This is a genomic window from Parabacteroides hominis, from assembly GCF_014287585.1.
Taxonomy (GTDB): domain Bacteria; phylum Bacteroidota; class Bacteroidia; order Bacteroidales; family Tannerellaceae; genus Parabacteroides; species Parabacteroides hominis.
In genome coordinates this window covers 1-19278 of sequence record NZ_JACOOJ010000001.1, presented here as the reverse complement: position 1 = coordinate 19278, position 19278 = coordinate 1, and the positions used below count along the sequence as shown (strand labels likewise).

Sequence of the window (19278 nt, the reverse complement as noted above, 5' to 3'; positions counted from 1 at the left end):
GCTATTTGGACCTTGTTTCAGATAGTCCTTTTTATTTATAATTTAAATAGGTGATTTATGGGGGTGTTAACAAACGAGCAAGTCTCGTGCTACAGTCTCTCTTTTGCCGTCTGCTTCAGCAGGCGGTTTAAAAGATTTAGAGGCAAAGCCTCTTCCTCTGTGGACTTCAGTCCCTTTCATTTATTGTATTTAAAGGGGTTAAAACCCACAGAGGAGCCGGCAAAGCCGGAACAATCATCTATCCGTCTGCTGAAGCAGACGGCAAAAGAGAACTTGCGGCACAAGGCGAGCCTTGTCTGTTAGCTCACTGGTAAATCATCATTTATCGGAATATATAATGACAATAGTTTGAACATGAAATTACGAATTTGTACTTTGATCGCTGCGTCGTGCGTCGCCTTATCCGGCACGGCACAGAATGAAAAGTTGACGGAATACGTCAATCCGATGGTCGGAACGGATGGTTACGGCAATGTATATCCGGGGGCGCAGATCCCGTTCGGAGGGATTCAGATCAGCCCGGATACGGATGCCAGGTACTATGACGCGGCTGCCGGCTATAAATATAACCACACTTCGATCTTAGGGTTCAGCCTGACGCATCTTAGCGGGACCGGTATTCCCGACCTGGGAGATTTCCTGTTTATCCCCGGAACCGGAGAGATGAAGCTGGAACCCGGAAGCCGTGAGAACCCCGATGAGGGCTATCGCTCCCGGTACACGCACGACGAGGAACGGGCCACCCCGAACTATTATGCCGTCCGCCTGCAGGACTATGGCGTGAAGGCGGAGATGACGGCAGGCCTGCGGAGCGGAATGTTCCGTTTCACCTATCCCCAATCGGAAAAATCCTTTATCATGATCGATATGAACCATACGCTTTGGCAGTCGTGCGAATGGGCCAATCTGCGCATGGAAAACGATTCGACCATCACGGGTTATAAGTTGGTGAAGGGATGGGACCCTGAACGCCACGTCTATTTTACGGCTGTCTTTTCCCGAAAATTGACGGGACTGCGCTTCATGCAGGATAAAAAGCCGGTGATCTATAATACATCCCGGTTCAGGAGCGACCGCGAGGCCTGGGGAAAGAACCTGATGGCCTGCCTCTCTTTCGCAACCAGGGAAGGGGAGGAGGTGATCGTGAAAACGGCCATCTCTTCCGTCAGTACCGCCGGAGCGAAGATGAACATGCAGGAACTGGACGGGTTGACTTTCGACAGCCTCAAAGAGAAAGGGGTGGACCTGTGGGAGAAAGAATTGCAAAAATACCGGATAACCGCCGACCGGAAGACAAAGGAAACGTTTTATACTTCCGCCTATCATGCCGCCCTCCATCCTTTTGTTTTCCAGGATGCGGATGGCAGTTTCAGAGGCCTGGACAAGAATATCGAGCAGGCAAAAGGCTTTACCAACTATACGACTCTTTCCTTGTGGGACACCTACCGGGCTTTGCATCCCTGGTTCAACTTAGTGCATCAGGACGTCAATGCCGACATCGCCAATTCGATGCTGGCCCACTTTGACAAAAGCGTGGAGAAGATGCTCCCAATCTGGTCTTTTTACGGAAACGAAACTTGGTGCATGATCGGGTATCACGCGGTTTCCGTCCTGGCGGATATGATAGTCAAAGGGGTAAAGGGTTTCGATTACGAACGGGCGTATGAGGCGATGAAAAAGACTGCCTTGAACGAACATTACGACTGTCTGCCGGACTATATTCGGAATGGCTACATCCCGTTTGACAAAGAGGCGGAGTCGGTTTCCAAAACATTGGAATATGCCTATGACGATTATTGTATTGCGCAAGCCGCCAGAGTATTGGGAAAGGAAGACGATTACCGCTACTTCCTGAACCGTTCTTTATCATACCAGACATTGGTCGATCCGGAAACAAAATATATGCGGGGCCGTGACAGCCAGGGCAACTGGCGTACTCCGTTTTCACCGATCGCTTATCAGGGGCCGGGATCCGTGAACGGTTGGGGAGATATTACGGAAGGGTTTACCATGCAGTACACCTGGACTGTCCCGCACGATGTACAGGGGTATATCAACCTGACCGGAAAAAAACTCTTCGAGAAGCGGCTGGACGAACTCTTTACGGTCGAACTGCCGGAAGATATTCCGGGTGCACACGACATCCAGGGGCGTATCGGCGGGTATTGGCATGGAAACGAGCCTTGCCATCATGTTGCTTATTTATATAATTATTTGGGTAAGCCCTGGAAATGCCAGAAATGGATTCGTGAAATCGTGGATCGTTTCTATGGCAACGAGCCGGGATCGCTGAGCGGGAATGACGACTGCGGGCAGATGTCGGCCTGGTATATGTTCAACTGCGCAGGCTTTTATCCGGTAGCCCCTTCCAGCAATATCTATAACATCGGCTCCCCTTGTGTCGAGGCGCTTTCGATCCGGATGAGCAACGGAAAGGAAGTAAAGATGACCACGGAAAACTGGACGAAAGAGAACGTCTATGTCAAAGAGCTATATGTCAACGGAAAGAAATATGATAAATCCTATCTGCCCTACGAAGACGTACAGGCCGGTATTACCCTTCACTTTGTGATGAGCGGCAAACCGAACTACAAGCGTGCCGTTTCGGTCGAAGCGCGTCCCGCCTCGTTGGCGTCGCCGGACAAGACGATACTTTACCAGATATCTGATAGCAAGTAAATGAACGATTTCTATTCGATTTTCCGATAAATCTCAATATCTTTGCATGAAACATTTATCTCTTTATTAATTTAAAGACTATTGCTCAATCGTAAATCAGGATAAATATATGGGAAATATGGATATAAAAGATGAAGCATCAATAATAAACAGTGATGAAAATGTGGTTAGCGATGTGGAACAAGCCGATCTGTCAATAAACGGAGATGATTCATATACCATATATCCGAATGCCGAAGTGAGGGTGGAAAAGGCTCAATATAGTATTATGCATTTGCATACACTTTGTCTGAAGCGGAAAGAATTAATAATTGATCCGGATTTCCAGAGGCATGATGTCTGGAAACAGAGGCAAAAATCCGAGCTGATCGAATCGATCCTAATGGGAATTCCTATACCATTAATGTATTTATTTGAGGATAAGAATGGGAAGAAGCAAGTTGTTGACGGACGACAAAGGATAAGTGCTATTCTGGATTTTCTGGAAGGAAAGTTCAAATTGAATAATCTGAGAATATTGAAGCAGTTTAATGGATGTTGTTTTGCGGATTTGGATTTGAAGCAACAGGGAGTTATTGAAGACTTTCAATTACTTTTTTACATTATACAGCCTCCGACTCCTGAGCGGGTAAAGTATGATATCTTTGACCGGGTAAATCGCGGAGGAACTCCGTTGAATAAGCAGGAAATGAGGAATGCCTTATACCGTGGACGTTGTACACAGATGTTGGATAAACTTTGCTGTTCTCCCGAATTTTTGATTGCGACAGGGCGTTCTATTAATAAAGAAAGGATGAAAGACCAATATGTCGTTTTACGGGCAATGGCCTTTCTGATGTTGCATCGTGGAGAGTTTAAAGATATTCCGGCTCTCCAATACCGGGGGGATATAGATGATTTTCTGGCTCGTTTTATGGTTTATGTGAATGATAATGCACCTGAAAAATTGATTGTAGGTTATGAGAATCTGTTTATTCAGTGTATGCAGATCAGTTATGATCTTTTAGGAGAAAATGGTTTTCGTTTTTCGGGAAATGGGATTAGAAGACCTATAAACATGCCTCTCTTTGAAGCATTAAGTTATTTGTTTTCTTTTGTCCCTGAGAAAATCGATTACACATGGGCATCAAGACTCATACTGGATATAGAATCAGTAAAGGAAGAGTTTGATGATTCCCGTTATTTTTCCGGTAATATAGACTCGACTACAAGTGTCTCTTTCAGGTTTGATCGAATGGATAAAATAATAAACAGGATTCAGTTATGATAAAACATATACAAATAAAAGACTATAAATGTCTTCATGATGAGAACCTGGAGATAAAGCCTTTTACAATTGTAACGGGTGTTAACTCGGCGGGTAAGTCAAGTTTGATACAGTCGGTATTACTTCCTGTTCGCAGGATAGGGAAAAATGGACAAATTTTACTGGATACTATTGTGAATCTGACATTCGATGCAATTAGAAATAAGTATTATAATGCAAAAAGTGTCAGGGTCGATATCGATATCGATAATGTGCATATTTCCTATCACGGAACAAATGAACTCTCTTTGGTTTTTCTTCCTTCGGAAGAGGATGCCGGCATGCCGATCGACATAGAGCAAAATTTATACTATTTGTCTGCCAATAGAATCGGGGCGGAGTTGCATTCCAAAATTTCGCCACAGTTTAAAGTGGGCGTAGTCGGTGAGTATATAGTAGGTTCATTTGAAAAAGAAAAATCTAATCCTTTAATGCCGGAATTGATTAAAGATGATTCCTCTTATACTTTATCTGCTCAGGTGAATTATTGGTTGTCTTATATTTTAGATATACCGACGGAGTTGCAGACGGAACGCCGTTTAGATGATGTGGTCGAGGTCCAGTATAAAAGTGACGGGTTGGGGAATATTTCGCCTTTCCAGTTGGGAGCTGGCGTAAGTTATCTTACCAAAATGTTGATCATGTGCTTGCGGGCAAAAAAGAATGATGTTATTCTTATCGAAAATCCGGAAATCCATCTTCATCCGGCCAGTCAGGCAAAGGTTGGTGAATTCTTGGCCTTTATTGTTAGAGCCGGTATACAGGTAATCATAGAAACACATTGCGAACACCTTATATATAAGGTCGGTTATGAGATTTATAAAAAGCGTTTTTTGAAAGATGATGTGACCATTTTGTATAAAGAGGGCATCCAGAATCCGTTCATTGTACTTGGCTTTAAAGAGGATGGCAAGTTTACTCGTGACTTCCCGGAAGGTTTTTTCGATGCGACTTTAGCTGAACTGCTTGAAATGGAATAATATGGGGAAATATAGTTTTGTGTTGTCTGATACTTTGTATAAGCAATATTATTTGTTTAAGGAGCATCAGGACTATGATAAAGATATAATCTTGCACTTGCTTAAGTTTCGTTGTGGCGAGTTTCTGACCAATACCAGACAATTAGATGATATCGGGATTGGCGATCGTGTGTCGAAAAGTCTTTATGACTCTTTAAAGTATGCCCGGTTAACAAAGCAGACTTTGGAAGAACTGGCAAGAAAGACTGACTATAAATTGATATTGTGTGATGACAGAACAGATTATCCGTATGTCAATATCATGTCCGATCAGATCAGTAGCCATATCACCGGTTGTTTTTATAGAAATGTCCATAGAGATAAGGCGATCAGGCACATAAGAGCACTATGCCAGGATGCGAAAAAGATATGCCTGTACGATCAATACCTGAATGCCTGCAAGGATGTCTTGAAATTGATTTTGCCAAACAAAAAAGTAGAACTCGTCTATCATTCGAAGCATTTGAATGATAGTGCTGTTGCTGATTTGCAAAAGTATAATCATCAATGGTCTTTTTCCTTGGATGATTCACTGTTGACCCATCATGATCGATATATCGTGATTGATAATAAAATGGAAATCATCTTATCCAGCGGTTTTATGTATTTGGAATTGACGGGTAAGGAACTGACTTATGTGGTTAGGCCTGTTCAGGGAAACAGGCTGTTAGTGAATGGCTGAAGAAAAATGCGGAATAAAGGGCTATATCGTATTATCTTCTTTCGCGAATACAGAAAAATTTCTATATTTGCACCGCCTTTAATTAGGAATCAGATACTTTCTAAATAAATCAGATTAAGAAATGACAAAGAGTGCATTACAAATTGCAAGAGCAGCTTACCAGCCAAAGGTTCCCGCTGCATTGAAAGGCGCTGTAAAAGCCGTAGATGGTGAGTACACACAATCAGTTGCCGATCAGGACGAAATCAAAAAGTTATTCCCGAACACGTACGGAATGCCGATTGTTACTTTTGAAAAGAACAATGAAAGCAAAACACTGCCGGCAATGAACGTAGGTGTGATCCTTTCCGGCGGTCAGGCTCCTGGCGGCCATAACGTGATTGCAGGTCTGTTCGACGGTATCAAGGCTAACAACGCAGCTTCTTGTCTGTATGGCTTTATCCTCGGACCCGGTGGTCTGATCGATCATAAATATATGGAACTGACGGCTGACATTATCGACGAATACCGCAACACGGGTGGTTTCGATATGATCGGTTCAGGTCGTACCAAGCTGGAAACAAAAGAACAGTTCGACAAGGGTCTGGAAATCCTGAAAGAACTGGACATCAAGGCACTGGTCATCATCGGTGGCGACGACTCCAACACGAATGCCTGCGTCTTGGCCGAATACTACAAGGCTATAAATGCCGGTGTCCAGGTTATCGGCTGTCCGAAGACGATCGACGGTGACCTGAAGAACGAGCAGATCGAAACTTCTTTCGGTTTCGACACCGCTTGCAAGGTTTATTCGGAAGTTATCGGCAACATCCAGCGCGACTGCAACTCTGCACAAAAATACTGGCACTTCATCAAGCTGATGGGACGCTCGGCTTCCCACATCGCTTTGGAATGCGCTTTGCAGACTCAGCCGAACATCTGTATCATCTCCGAAGAAGTAGAGGAAAAGAACATGTCTTTGGACGATATCGTGACTTATATCGCCGGCATCGTTGCAAAACGTGCTGCCGAAGGCCACAACTTCGGTACGGTGCTGATCCCCGAAGGCCTGATCGAATTTGTCCCGGCTATGAAACGCCTGATCGCCGAGCTGAACGACTTCCTTGCTAAACACGATGCCGAATTCAAGATGATCAAGAAGAGCGAACAGCGTGCCTACATCATCAGCAAGCTGACAAAAGAAAACTCCGACCTGTATGCTTCCCTGCCGGAAGGCGTGGCACGTCAGTTGTCTTTGGATCGCGACCCGCACGGAAACGTACAGGTTTCTCTGATCGAAACAGAAAAATTGCTGTCTGAAATGGTTGGCAAGAAGTTGGCTGAATGGAAGGCTGAAGGCAAATACGCCGGCAAGTTCGCTGCACAGCACCACTTCTTCGGTTACGAAGGCCGTTGCGCCGCTCCGTCCAACTACGATGCAGACTACTGCTATTCCTTGGGCTATACGGCTTCCTGCCTGATCGCTGCCGGCAAGACCGGTTATATGTCTTCCGTACGCAACACGACTGCTCCGGCTGACAAGTGGATCGCCGGCGGTATCCCCGTAACCATGATGATGAACATGGAAAAACGCCACGGCGAAATGAAACCGGTTATCCAGAAAGCCTTGGTGAAACTCGACGGCGCTCCTTTCAAGAAATTCGCTGCCAACCGCGACGAATGGGCTATGACGACAAGCTATGTTTATCCCGGCCCTATCCAGTATTTCGGCCCGACTGAAGTATGCGACGAACCGACCAAGACGTTGCAGTTGGAACAGGCTAAATAATATATCCAACGATATATAATCAATAAATGATAGAGGTAAGGCATTTCGCTTTACCTCTATTTTTTTATCTTTACGGAAAAATAAAAGGATATGGATAATTTGCAGCAGTTATTGGACGAATGGCAGACCCTTCAGCCTCTGAAGCCGGAAGATGAGAAGCGGTTAGACCGTAAGTTCAGGTTAGAGTTTAATTATAATTCGAATCATCTGGAGGGTAATACACTGACTTATGGCCAAACAAAACTTTTGTTTATGTTTGGTGAGACATCTGGCTCTGCTTCCTTGAAAGATTATGAAGAAATGAAAGCCCATAATGTCGGCCTGGAGATGATGAAACAGGAAGCAATGGATAAAGAACGTCCCTTGACCGAGCAATTTATCCGTGAACTGAATAAGACAATTCTTGTCCAGGATTATTGGAAGGATGCCAAAACCCCTACAGGTACAAAGACTCGTATGGAGATAAAGGTCGGAGTATATAAATCCCGTCCTAATTCGGTTATAACAGCGACAGGGGAGGAGTTCCATTATGCATTGCCGGAAGAAACACCCGCTTTTATGACGGATTTGGTAGATTGGTATAATGCAGAGGCGGCAAAAGGCGTCCTCTCTCCGGTGGAGTTGGCCGCCTTGTTGCATTACCGCTATATCCGCATTCATCCTTTTGAAGATGGCAATGGGCGTATTGCACGCTTATTGGTGAATTATATATTGTTTCGGAACGGTTATCCAATGATTGTGATCCATACGGAAGATAAGCAAAATTATTTGCGGGTTCTGCATCAATGTGATGTGGCGGTCGGCCTGACTCCTTCGGATGGTGCAAATGCTTCGTTGGATAAAATCAGGCCGTTTGTCGGTTATCTGAATGATTGTGCGGAACGTGCTTTGCGAATCGGCATAAAGGCTGCTAAGGGTGGGAATATAGAAGAGGAGGATGATTTTGAAAAAGAACTGGCTGTTTTGCAGCGGCAGATAAGGAAAGAAGAGGTGAAAACCGATTCGCCCAGGTTTAGCGTCGAGATGGTTTTGGATGTATTGGAAAAGGTGTATAAACCATTTGTGAAGAAGTTAGAGGAAGCGGTTGCCCCTTCGGAGGTGTTTTTTATGTCTGTCCGGAAATATGACTGGATCAGCAAAGGGCTTGATCTGATTACGGGTGAAATGATGAAAACATCTTCCGTTTCAAAAGAAACGTTGGATGACCCTGAAACACAAGAGATACTTGAAAATGCCCGTGCATTCGTTTTTCGGATCGATTTATCCGAGCCTAAGCGGGAATATAATATGAAATCGATAGCCGTTAGGATAGATGGCCGTATATTCCTGGAAGAAACCTATTATACATTTGCCTCTGATCCGGATAAATTTTACCCATATGCGACCTATCCTTCTTCGGAAGATATTGCCCGAATGATTCAGTCCATAAAAGCCAATATCCTTTTAAGCATAAGAAAGGCGGCAAAAACGGAATAGCTGCTGCGTGCGTTTCATGGATTGCCGATTAAAAAAAGAGGCTATAACCGGATATGATTCGGAGAATCATCCTGGTTATAGCCTCTTTATGAATTTTACGAAGTAAGCAATATAATTCGGGGGAGGCAAATTTTTCAGGTGAAATAATCGTCCCGGCTTGGGAAAAAGACTTTGACCGCTGTTTTAGAAAGTCAAAAAACACGAATCCAGGGTATTTTCGGTCTTTATTTATTTGCTTATCCGTGAAAAGAGCTATATTTGCAGCGACTAACATTTTTTCCCAGTAGCAGTGAACCTGCTTCTGCATGGATGCAGGCATTTTTATGCCTGTCTCTATCCCCATAGGCGGTTCCGTACCCCCGTGGGGAGCATTAATGTGCCTCCAGCTTCTGGGAAGTGTTAGTCAACGGGAAAGGCGGAACCGTTCTTTTTTCGCCCTACTTTTAATACCTTTTATATTATGGAAGCAGCAAACACCTCTACACTCCCGACAGAAGCTATCCAAGAAATTTTTTTCAGGGAAGAAGCCAGCCGTATCCGGAAAGCGTTCGCCAACAAAAGCGATGAAGAAGACCTGGATTATCTCCTTCACCAGTTACGATGCATGAAAAGCCTGATAGTACATCTGGAATTGCCTTGGGACCGCCTGATCCCTGTCTTTTTCAGATGTTTTGCTTATTACATGCGGCAACCGAATGTGGAGAACACTCGTAAAACCTACCAACTGGCCACCCGGCTGATGGATTGCATCGTCTTCATGTCCCAGAACGGAAGGATGATCAATACTTTGGTGGAATTTTTGAATCATCAAATCGACGACCTTGATAAATTGCTGGCAGAAAAAAGCGAAACTCTGTCTTAACGAATAAATATACTTTGGATTGTAAAACAGGGCACCAAAATTTGGCAGAAACATAAATCATCATTTAATGGTTCAAATATTGGCAGTTGTGAACCGTTAATGATGATTTATATGTGAGCTAACAGACAAAGTTGTGCCTTATGTCGCAGGCTTTCTTTTGCCGTCTGCTTCAGCAGACGGATAGATGATTGTTCCGGCTTTGCCGGTTCCTCTGTGGGTTTTAACCCCTTTAAATATAATGGATGAAAGGGACTAAAGTCCACAGAGGAAGAGGCTTTGCCTCCAGATCTTTTAAACCGTCTGCTGAAGCAGACGGCAAAAGAGAGCTCACGACATAAGGCACAACTTTGTCTGTTAGCTCACCGGTAAATCGGCATTTACGGTTCAAATATTATCAATTTAGAACTATCGATATTCTTTCTCAAAATCGGATTGCGGATTGCCTGTTCTTCCAATAAATCTATCTCCCGGTGGAGGATGGATGATAGTGAATCTTTCAGGTCAAAGTAGTTATCGGCATATTCTTCCAATAGAACATTTTCAAAATCGACAACTAAATCGATATCACTTTTATCATTGAAACGATTGGTCAGGACAGAACCGAAAGCAAACAACTTTTTGACCTTATGCTTTTTGCACAAAGCTATTATACCTGGCAGATAGTTATTGAAGAAATCCATATTTGTTGTATTTGCTTGGAACAAAGGTATGTTTTAAATCCGAAAGATCAAATATCCTTTTTCACGATCTCTTCCAACATCTCCATATTCTTCCTCTTTGTCGTCCCCATAATCAGGAATAAGTCGATTAAGTACCAAACGCTCAAGCCGCCGAATGTGAGCAGTTTGAAGATTCCTTTGATCTTGTCTCCGATCATGAAACGGTCCAGCCCGAAGTATCCAAAGAAAAAAGAAACAAGCAGCATGTCGCCTGGGCTTTTGAAACGGGTTTTTACTAAAACTGCCTCTTTTTCAGGAGGAAGGTCGAGCAACCGGTGGATCGGTATTTCATAATCGGGGAATTTGCTTTCATTCGCGAGAAGGAACTTGTCTACTTTGTCTGCTTCCATATTATATTAAGTATTTCTTTGATAAAAAATAATTCTTTTCCGTCCGATATGTTCTATCAAGTCCGGATTGGTCAGTCTGTTTTAGTTTGAGCAATGCTTTTGGGTAATTGGAAAAGCGTTGTTGCCAGCGTATATCTTGTTCTTTCATCTTGAATTATTTTTATATGTGGCAAATATAAGGTTTTTCCGTATCTTTGGACTTCGATAATCATTAAAACAACAATCTTATGTTTTCAGGAATTGTAGAAGAAACTGCTCAGGTCGTGGCGATCGAGCATGATAAGGACAACATTCATATCACGATGAAGTGCTCTTTTGTCGATGAATTGAAAATTGACCAGAGTGTGGCCCACAATGGCGTCTGCCTGACCGTGGTCCGCAAAGATGGAGATACATTCACCACTACAGCCATGCGCGAAACCCTGGAACGTTCCAACTTGGGACTTCTGAAACCCGGCTCGCTCGTGAATCTGGAACGCAGCATGATGATGAACGGACGCCTGGACGGACATATCGTGCAGGGACACGTCGACCAGACTGCCGTTTGCACAAGCGTGGAAGATGCCAACGGAAGCTGGTATTATACGTTCGAATATCCGTTCGACAAGGAGATGGCCGGGCAGGGATATATAACCGTCGAGAAAGGTTCCGTCTGTGTCAACGGTGTGAGCCTGACCGTCTGCAATTCGAAGCAGAACAGTTTTCAGGTTGCGATCATTCCGTATACGCACGACAACACCAATTTCTGCCAGATCGAAAAAGGGACGGTTGTCAATCTTGAGTTCGACATCGTAGGAAAGTATATCAGTAAAATAATGCAGTTCAAATGAAAGATTTCCTCTCTTTGGCAAGCCGGCGGCAGAGTGACCGGGCTTTCGATCCGCAGCGTCCGGTGGAAAAGGAAAAATTGCAGCGTATTTTAGAGGCGGCGTGTATCGCGCCGTCTGCCTGCAATTCGCAGCCCTGGCATTTTATTGTGGTGGACGATCCCGAACTGAAGAACCGGGTGGCGGATGCTACCTCGAACCGCGTCTTAGGGATGAACCATTTCACCAAACAGGCTCCCGTGCATATCCTGGTTGTGGAGGAGAAGCCGAACCTGGCAGCCGGTATCGGATCGTGGATCAAGGATAAGAATTTCTCCCATCTGGATATCGGCATAACAGCCGCCCATCTTGTGTTGGCTGCCGAAGACGAGGGGTTGGGAAGTTGCATTGTCGGCTGGTTCGATGAAACGAAAGTCCGCAAACTATTGAATATCCCCTCCGGCAAACGCGTCCTGCTGGACATCGTCGTCGGCTATTCCACCCAGCCGGACAGACCCAAGAAGCGCAAAGATCCGAAAGAGGTGGTCAGTTATAATCGGTATTAGATATAATACACCTGCGTTTCCATATCCCTGTCTTGTAATAAACAAAGGTAGCAACCAACCCGATTGCAATGCTGATCCCGATCGCCCACCAGATCCCGCTGCGTCCCAACCAAGAACTGAGATAATAGGCGAGTGGGATACGGATCAGCCAGAGGCAGATCAGGCTGGTCAGCATCGGGAACAACGTGTCTCCGGCTCCCCTTAACGCCCCGTTGTAGACATTCAGTGCCCCGTGTACAATGAAGAAACCGCCGATAATCAGCAGATATTCCTTCCCGATCGCCACGACATCCGCATCTTTCGTGAAAACCTTCATCATCTCGTCGCCGAACAGATAGACGGCGGCAAAAGTCAATAGCCCCAAGACTATATTCGTGTACATCGTAAACCGTACCCCCTTTTTCACCCGGTCCAGTTTCCCCGCCCCGATGTTTTGTCCGCAGAAAGCCGCCAACGCCCCCGACAGGGTAAGGACAGCCTGTGTGATGATCGTGTCTATTTTCCCCGCAGCCCCGTAAGCCGTCAGCGTATTGGTCCCGAAACTGTTCACGATCCCCAACAGTGCGATCAGTCCGAGGGCGATCGCGCATTGCTGTACGCTTGTCGGAAGTCCGATTTTCAGGCTCTCTTTGAACAGTTTCCAGTCGAACAGCATATCCTGCTTTTTGATGGACAACAAGGGGTGCGTATTGTTTACATACGCTAAGGCGATACACATGCCGATCCCCTGCGAAATGACAGTCGCCCGCGCCGCCCCCTCGATACCCCATTTGAACACGAGTATGAAAAGCAGGTCGAACGCGATGTTCAGGATAGTCGTAATCAGAATGAACAGCATTGGACGGACAGACTCGCCCACGCCCCGCAGAATCGAAATGATACTGTTGAAGGTCACGAACAGAAACGTCCCCCCGATATAAATGCGGAAATAAGCCACCGCCTGCGGAATAACCTCTTCCGGCGTATTGGTCAGGCGAAAAACCGGCTCGGCAAAAATTATCCCTGCAATGGACAATATCACGCCCCCGACCAGCATGAAGATGAAGAAGGAGGAGAACGCAAGCTGTACCTTTTGATACTGTTTAGCCCCGAAAAGTTGTGAAATAACTACCGTAGTCCCGCTTCCGACACCGATCACGAATGAAATGATGAAGTAATAGATGAAGAAGGAAGCCGATACCGCCGCTAATGCCTCTTTTCCCAGAAACTGTCCGACAATAATACTGTCCGTTATGTTATAGAACTGTTGCAGCAGATTCCCGATCAGCAACGGCAACGCAAAGCGAACGATCACCTTCCATACCTTCCCCTCCGTCAGATTCGTATGTGTATTTTTAACTTTCAACTTTCAATTATCAACTTTCAACTCTTCAGAGGTCTTTCAACAAAATGTTATCATTCGCCTTAATCATGTCCTCGCGGGTTTTCAGCAAGGCTTTCCATTCTTTGCTGAACAGCCGGGACGTGTCGATCTTGAAGTTCTCCGAACCATATTCGTCCATGCGGGTCAGCAGGTAGCTGACCGTGATCTTGTTTACGTCGATCGCCGGCTGGTAGTGGACGACCCGTTCGTCATCCCCGTAATTGACTTCGATAATGATATGTAGTTCGGTCAACTGGTAGAGTATCTGAGTCGTGATACGGATCGGTATGCGGTAAGCGTCCGACAGTTCATCCGCCGTATAAGGCTTTTCCCCCTTCACGAACCGCTTTACGATCAGGGAAGCGATCAGCAGCGTGAGGAAATCTTTATATCGCCGGCTGATGTTCTTGCTGTCCCGTTCGAAACTGAATTTCTTCACGTTCTGGGAAGCATACGAGATTTCCGCCCCGAACAGGCAGATCAGCCAGGACAATTGCAACCATAGCAACAACAGGGGCAAAGCGGCAAAACTACCGTAAATCGCATTGTATTTGCTCACCCAGATCTGTCCGCTGATGTAGATGAACTGGAAGAACTGGAACGCGATGCCTGACAGGATTCCGGCCACGAGGCCGTTTACAAACCGGACCTTCGTGTTGGGCAACGAAATATAAAGCCCCGTGAACGCCAGGATCGTAATGATATAAGGTGTTATGTTCAGTATAAGTTCGACTAACGGTGTAAAAAAGAAATATTGGCTGATAAACGAGTTTTGCAAGGTTGACAGGAAAATAGACAAACCGCTGGAGGCTGTCATCAGCACCGGAAGGACCAGGAACAATGCTAAATAGTCGGATATTTTCCGATACCACGGCCGCGATTTCTGTATCTGCCAGATATCGTTGAACGTGTCTTCTATCGAAGAAATCAGATTGACAACCGTATAAAACAACAGGATCAAGCCGACCCCGATGATTACGCCGCCCTGTGCCTGTTCCAGGTAGCTTTCCACGAATTCGAATGCCTTGGTCAACTCCGCCTCATGTCCGGGGAAATAGTCGAATAATTCCTGGCGTACGGTGTTCTGGAAGCCGAACCCTTTGGCTATCCCTAACAGGACTGCCAGAAGAGGTACGATCGACAGCAGGGTACTATAGGTGAGGGCAGAGGCTTTCGTTTGAAGGTTCTCGTTTTGAAAACCCCTGACAGCAAGAATGATTGTCTTGATGATATTGATATAAAACTCTTTCAGTCCGCTTACTTCATTTTCGGTGATCCGCCAAATGTCGTAAGTGACGAAACGGATCGTTCTTGTCAGTAAGGCGTTGATCCGTTCTCCGAGCGTCTTTTTACCGGTTGTTTTCATATATAATAATGTGCCAATAAGTTAAATGTGCCAATATACCAATAGAAAACCATTTAATTGGCATATTGTTGAATTGGTATACTGGCACATTATAATAAAAAAAGCAGTCTGCCTGTAAGCCGGGTTCTGTACTCCCGCTTGTACGGGAGCGTCTGCCATTTATCTCGTCTTACTGTCACCAGTAAGCTTTAGCGGTCTACCCCCCGGCATCGGACGAGCAATCCTACATGCGCCGGTATACATGACCTTACAACCCATAAGACGTACGGCATCCTATATTACTATAAGACCCGGTGAGCTCTTACCTCACCTTTTCACCCTTACCGGACAGGTCCGGCGGTCGTTTTCTGTTACGCTACTCTACCCTCGCGGACAGCTTCCCGTTAAGAAGTATGGTGCTCTTTGTTGCCCGGACGTTCCTCCCGTCCCGGAGGACGAGCGGCAGACCGGCAGACTGCAATGGGACAAAGGTAATTCTTTTAATTGATAATTGACAATTGGCAATTGACAATTTTGAGGGAAAAGGACACGGCTCTTTCATTTAACCCCTCTTGTTTTCCGGAAACATATCCGACACGCTAAAGGAATACGAATTTAAGATTGTCAAAATGTCACTACTACCCCATCCAAATCGGATTACTATCCCATTTTTGGGGAATTACTATTGCGGGTAATATTTTTTAACATTTCTAAATGCGCTGCTTTACCCCGATAAGGATAATAAAACGATACTTGCCCAAAACTGTACTTGCGGATTGCTTTAGCACGAATCCGCTTTTTAAGCAACTTGCTGTCTGCTTATCGTGCAGTTTGGAAGGCTTTTCTAATTGTCAAATATCCATTATCAATGGTTCTGAAACTTTCTGCCGTTCTTGCTGTTATATTATTGAATATATGACCATTTGTCAGGTGTTGGATTGTTAAAAAGGTACTTTGCATTACACAGTACTGTTAATCGCAGTTAAGCCCTTGTGGAGCGCCGTTAAAAGTGATAAAAAAACAGTCGCAAATGGAATAATCGCACGTTTTTTGAGTTTTCTTTGTCGGAAGAAAAGTGTTAAATTTAAATGTTTGATAAAATAAAAAGAGTATGAAAAAAATGTGGAAGAATGTGCTTGGTATCGTTCTCGTCGCTGCAATCAGTGCGGGAGCGGCTGTTGGGACGAGTGCTTACCTGATTAATAAGAATCAACCGGTATATAGTGCTTCCGGCTCAGCAAATACCTTCAATCAGCCGATCCGGTTAGCTGGTTATAACACGGTTGCTGCAGAGAATACGGATTTTACCAAGGCTGCAGAAAGTACGGTTCATGGCGTTGTGCATATTAAGGCCACGACAAACGCCAAACAATATGCCGACGGTGGCAATCAGCCGCAGTATGTCGATCCGTTCGAATATTTCTTCGGATTCGGAGGACGTGGAGGTGGAGGTTTCCAGCGTCCGCAACCGCAACCACGGGTAGGAGCCGGTTCCGGGGTGATCATTTCGACCGACGGATATATTATAACGAACAACCATGTGATCGATGGGGCGGACGAACTGGAAGTGACATTGAATGACAACCGCAAGTTTGCTGCCAAACTGGTCGGAACCGATCCGACGACGGATATCGCTTTGCTTAAGATCGATGCGAAAGATCTTCCTACCATTCCGTTCGGCGATTCTGAAAAACTGAAAGTCGGGGAGTGGGTGTTGGCAGTCGGTAACCCGTTTAATCTGACTTCTACGGTTACAGCCGGTATTGTGAGTGCTAAAGGACGTGGCATCTCGATGGGAGGTGGCGATAAGAGCAAGATCGAGTCGTTTATCCAGACCGATGCAGCCGTGAACCCCGGTAACAGTGGAGGTGCGCTGGTGAATACGAAAGGTGAGTTGGTCGGTATCAATACCGCTATTTATTCCGAAACAGGAAACTTTGCCGGTTACTCGTTTGCAGTGCCTATCAGCATTGCAGGGAAAGTGGCAAACGACTTGAAGCAGTATGGTACGGTACAGCGCGCAATCCTGGGTGTCCAGATTATGAGTGTGGGTGACATCGCCGACATGCTGAGCTATCCGAACCTGCCGGCTAAACAGAAAGAGGAACTGAGTGCACTGAAATCCAAGATAAAAGTTTCCGAAGGTGCATGTGTGGCTGATTTTGCAGACCGCAGTACTGCTAAGGAAGCCGGTATTGAAAAGGGTGACGTGATTGTAGCCGTAAATGGTGCAAAAGTAAAATCTGCGAATGCTTTGCAGGAACAGATCAGTAAATATCGTCCGGGTGACAAAGTACAGGTAACCGTAGACCGTAATGGTAGCACCAAGACGTTTAATGTGGAACTTCGTAACGCACAAGGCAGTACGGCAGTAGTGAAAGGAGCCGCCGACAGTGCCGAAGTTCTGGGAGCCGCTTTTAGCGCGTTGACAAACGAACAGAAACGTGAATTAGGTGTAAGCTATGGTATTGAAGTAACCGGTTTGCTGAATGGTAAACTGAAAGATGCCGGTATTAAAAAAGGTTTCATTATCATGGTTGTAAACGACCAGAAGATTTCATCTCCTGAACAGCTTGAGAAAATAGTTGACAAGGTTTTGAAAGGCAACGATGACGATCGTTACATCGTAGTAAAAGGTTTCTATCCGAATGGACGTACGAAAGTATATGCTATAGATCTGGCTGAATAATAAAATAACGTTATATTCGTCTTATTTGGCGGGAAGATTGTTAAAGGTTTATAATTGGCTGGGTGTAGGGTGCATCCAGCCAATTCTGTCAATAAAAATAATATTATCTTTGCACCCTGATATTCTCAATATAAAATTATTGGATGAGACAGTTAAAGATCACAAAGTCCATTACCAATCGCGAAAGCGCTTCTCTTGACAAGTATCTTCAGGAAATAGGCCGTGAAGATCTGATCACAGTAGAAGAAGAAGTAGAATTGGCACAGGCTATCAAAAGAGGCGACCGGAGAGCATTGGAAAAATTAACCAGAGCAAATCTGCGTTTTGTTGTATCTGTAGCTAAACAATATCAAAATCAGGGGTTAAGTTTACCGGACCTTATTAACGAAGGTAACCTGGGGTTGATTAAGGCAGCTGAAAAATTCGACGAAACCAGAGGTTTTAAGTTTATTTCCTATGCTGTATGGTGGATTCGTCAATCTATTTTGCAGGCTTTGGCAGAACAGTCAAGAATCGTACGTCTTCCGTTGAATCAGGTGGGTTCGTTGAATAAAATCAGCAAAGCCTTCTCTAAATTCGAACAGGAAAACGAACGCAGACCTTCTCCTGAAGAACTTGCAGACGAACTGGATATTCCGGTAGATAAGATTTCGGATACCTTAAAAGTATCGGGAAGACATATCTCGGTGGATGCTCCGTTCGTGGAAGGCGAAGACAACAGTCTTTTGGATGTGCTTGTTAACGATGACGCTCCTATCGCTGACCGGTCGTTGATGAACGAGTCATTGGCAAAAGAAATTGATCGAGCACTTGCTACATTAACCGAAAGAGAATGTGAGATAATCAAAATGTTTTTCGGTATTGGCTGTCAGGAAATGACATTGGAAGAGATTGGCGACAAATTTGGCCTCACAAGAGAGCGCGTCCGCCAGATCAAGGAAAAAGCAATTAGAAGATTAAGGCAAGGAACACGTAGCAAGCTCCTCAAATCGTATTTAGGTTAACCTCTCAGGAGGAAGACAAAAGAATTTAAAAGCCTCTTATCCGTCAGGGTAGGGGGCTTCTTTGTTATTTCTTGTTTATGATTTTGGTTAAGCTTTTCCTTGTACATTATTATACGTATATAAGAGCCGTCAGTATAGCCTGAAAATAGGGGTATATGAAAAAAGAAAAAAGTTTCGTTTGTAACAGTCAGTGGTTCAGAAGTTAGCGTAAAAACGTCACAAACGGGTGAAAAAATAGTTGCAAAAATGTTTGGTGCGTATGTTGTAAAGCACTACTTTTGCATCCGCATTCGAGAGAGAACGCAGGTAGTTAAATGATGAAACAAAAAACTTTTGAAAAAAGTTCCGAGAAAATTTGGAAGTTAAAAATAAAAGTTATTATCTTTGCACCCACGTTCGCTAAACGAAAGCGAAAAAGTTCTTTGAAAGATTTACATATCAACAAGTAGTACAAGAGACGTAGTAGGAATACTAAAACATACCGTCAATAACTACAATAAACAACGAGATTCTGGGCAAAAGGCAAAAAAACAATTTAACAACGAAGAGTTTGATCCTGGCTCAGGATGAACGCTAGCGACAGGCTTAACACATGCAAGTCGAGGGGCAGCGGGGGCAGCAATGCCTGCCGGCGACCGGCGCAC

At 44.8% G+C, this 19278-nt stretch carries 16 protein-coding genes, 1 rRNA gene and 1 other RNA gene; 12 read left to right on the top strand and 6 right to left on the bottom strand.

The genetic code is table 11. The annotated features are described in order from the left end of the window. Window positions 1–354: 354 nt before the first annotated feature. The 7 genes from H8S65_RS00090 (at window position 355) to H8S65_RS00060 (ending at window position 9792) form a co-directional block, all read left to right on the top strand. Entirely contained in the window at window positions 355–2679 is a 2325-nt protein-coding gene (locus H8S65_RS00090; RefSeq protein WP_186927932.1) for a GH92 family glycosyl hydrolase, read from the top strand. Window positions 2680–2797: 118 nt separating this feature from the next. Further along, window positions 2798–3946: a DUF262 domain-containing protein gene (locus H8S65_RS00085; RefSeq protein ID WP_186927931.1), complete on the top strand. Its 1149-nt coding sequence runs from the start codon at window positions 2798–2800 to the stop codon at window positions 3944–3946. Next, window positions 3943–4965 carry an AAA family ATPase gene (locus tag H8S65_RS00080; RefSeq protein ID WP_186927930.1) on the top strand — a complete coding sequence of 341 codons (1023 nt, stop codon included), beginning with the start codon at window positions 3943–3945 and terminating at the stop codon, window positions 4963–4965. Before H8S65_RS00085 ends, H8S65_RS00080 begins: the two co-directional genes overlap by 4 nt. Window position 4966: 1 nt before the next feature. After that, complete coding sequence (locus H8S65_RS00075; protein ID WP_186927929.1) at window positions 4967–5686, top strand: hypothetical protein; 720 nt, start codon at window positions 4967–4969, stop codon at window positions 5684–5686. Window positions 5687–5807: 121 nt separating this feature from the next. Continuing rightward, window positions 5808–7454, top strand: coding sequence for a diphosphate--fructose-6-phosphate 1-phosphotransferase (locus tag H8S65_RS00070; protein WP_186927928.1), 1647 nt, complete (start codon window positions 5808–5810; stop codon window positions 7452–7454). A gap of 90 nt (window positions 7455–7544) precedes the next feature. Beyond that, entirely contained in the window at window positions 7545–8930 is a 1386-nt protein-coding gene (locus tag H8S65_RS00065) for a Fic family protein (RefSeq protein ID WP_186927927.1), read from the top strand. Window positions 8931–9390: 460 nt separating this feature from the next. After that, a complete protein-coding gene (locus tag H8S65_RS00060; protein WP_186927926.1) occupies window positions 9391–9792 on the top strand; it encodes a hypothetical protein in 402 nt (133 codons plus the stop codon). 377 nt (window positions 9793–10169) lie between these two features. Here the strand turns inward: H8S65_RS00060 and H8S65_RS00055 are convergent, their stop codons facing one another. The 3 genes from H8S65_RS00055 to H8S65_RS00045 are packed head-to-tail and all read right to left on the bottom strand — an operon-like array spanning window position 10170 to window position 11009. Continuing rightward, window positions 10170–10472, bottom strand: a complete 303-nt coding sequence (locus tag H8S65_RS00055; RefSeq protein WP_186927925.1) for a nucleotidyltransferase family protein — start codon at window positions 10470–10472, stop codon at window positions 10170–10172. A gap of 47 nt (window positions 10473–10519) precedes the next feature. After that, window positions 10520–10861: a TM2 domain-containing protein gene (locus H8S65_RS00050; RefSeq protein WP_186927924.1), complete on the bottom strand. Its 342-nt coding sequence runs from the start codon at window positions 10859–10861 to the stop codon at window positions 10520–10522. A 1-nt stretch (window position 10862) separates the two neighbouring features. Next, window positions 10863–11009 (bottom strand): hypothetical protein, encoded by a 147-nt coding sequence (locus H8S65_RS00045; RefSeq protein ID WP_186927923.1) that lies wholly within the window; start codon window positions 11007–11009, stop codon window positions 10863–10865. Window positions 11010–11088: 79 nt separating this feature from the next. Between H8S65_RS00045 and H8S65_RS00040 the strand changes: the two genes are divergently transcribed. Continuing rightward, on the top strand, window positions 11089–11691 hold the full coding sequence (locus H8S65_RS00040; RefSeq protein ID WP_186927922.1) for a riboflavin synthase: 603 nt from the start codon (window positions 11089–11091) through the stop codon (window positions 11689–11691). Then, window positions 11688–12233, top strand: a complete 546-nt coding sequence (locus tag H8S65_RS00035; RefSeq protein WP_186927921.1) for a nitroreductase family protein — start codon at window positions 11688–11690, stop codon at window positions 12231–12233. The genes H8S65_RS00040 and H8S65_RS00035 overlap by 4 nt, the downstream gene beginning before the upstream one ends. On the opposite strand, the gene H8S65_RS00030 is transcribed toward H8S65_RS00035, so the two are convergent. The 3 genes from H8S65_RS00030 to rnpB form a co-directional block, all read right to left on the bottom strand. Further along, window positions 12214–13578: an MATE family efflux transporter gene (locus H8S65_RS00030; protein ID WP_186927920.1), complete on the bottom strand. Its 1365-nt coding sequence runs from the start codon at window positions 13576–13578 to the stop codon at window positions 12214–12216. The two genes, H8S65_RS00035 and H8S65_RS00030, sit on opposite strands and share 20 nt — an antisense overlap. A 25-nt stretch (window positions 13579–13603) precedes the next feature. Then, window positions 13604–14962, bottom strand: coding sequence for a YihY/virulence factor BrkB family protein (locus H8S65_RS00025; protein ID WP_186927919.1), 1359 nt, complete (start codon window positions 14960–14962; stop codon window positions 13604–13606). 99 nt (window positions 14963–15061) lie between these two features. Further along, window positions 15062–15420: RNase P RNA component class A (gene rnpB / locus H8S65_RS00020), an RNA gene on the bottom strand. A gap of 632 nt (window positions 15421–16052) precedes the next feature. On the opposite strand from rnpB, the gene H8S65_RS00015 reads away from it, so the two are divergent. From H8S65_RS00015 to H8S65_RS00005, 3 genes are all read left to right on the top strand, one after another. After that, on the top strand, window positions 16053–17630 hold the full coding sequence (locus H8S65_RS00015) for a Do family serine endopeptidase (protein ID WP_186927918.1): 1578 nt from the start codon (window positions 16053–16055) through the stop codon (window positions 17628–17630). A 143-nt stretch (window positions 17631–17773) separates the two neighbouring features. After that, complete coding sequence (locus H8S65_RS00010) at window positions 17774–18634, top strand: sigma-70 family RNA polymerase sigma factor (RefSeq protein WP_005641668.1); 861 nt, start codon at window positions 17774–17776, stop codon at window positions 18632–18634. Window positions 18635–19172: 538 nt separating this feature from the next. Next, window positions 19173–19278, top strand: a 16S ribosomal RNA gene (locus tag H8S65_RS00005); the annotation flags it as partial.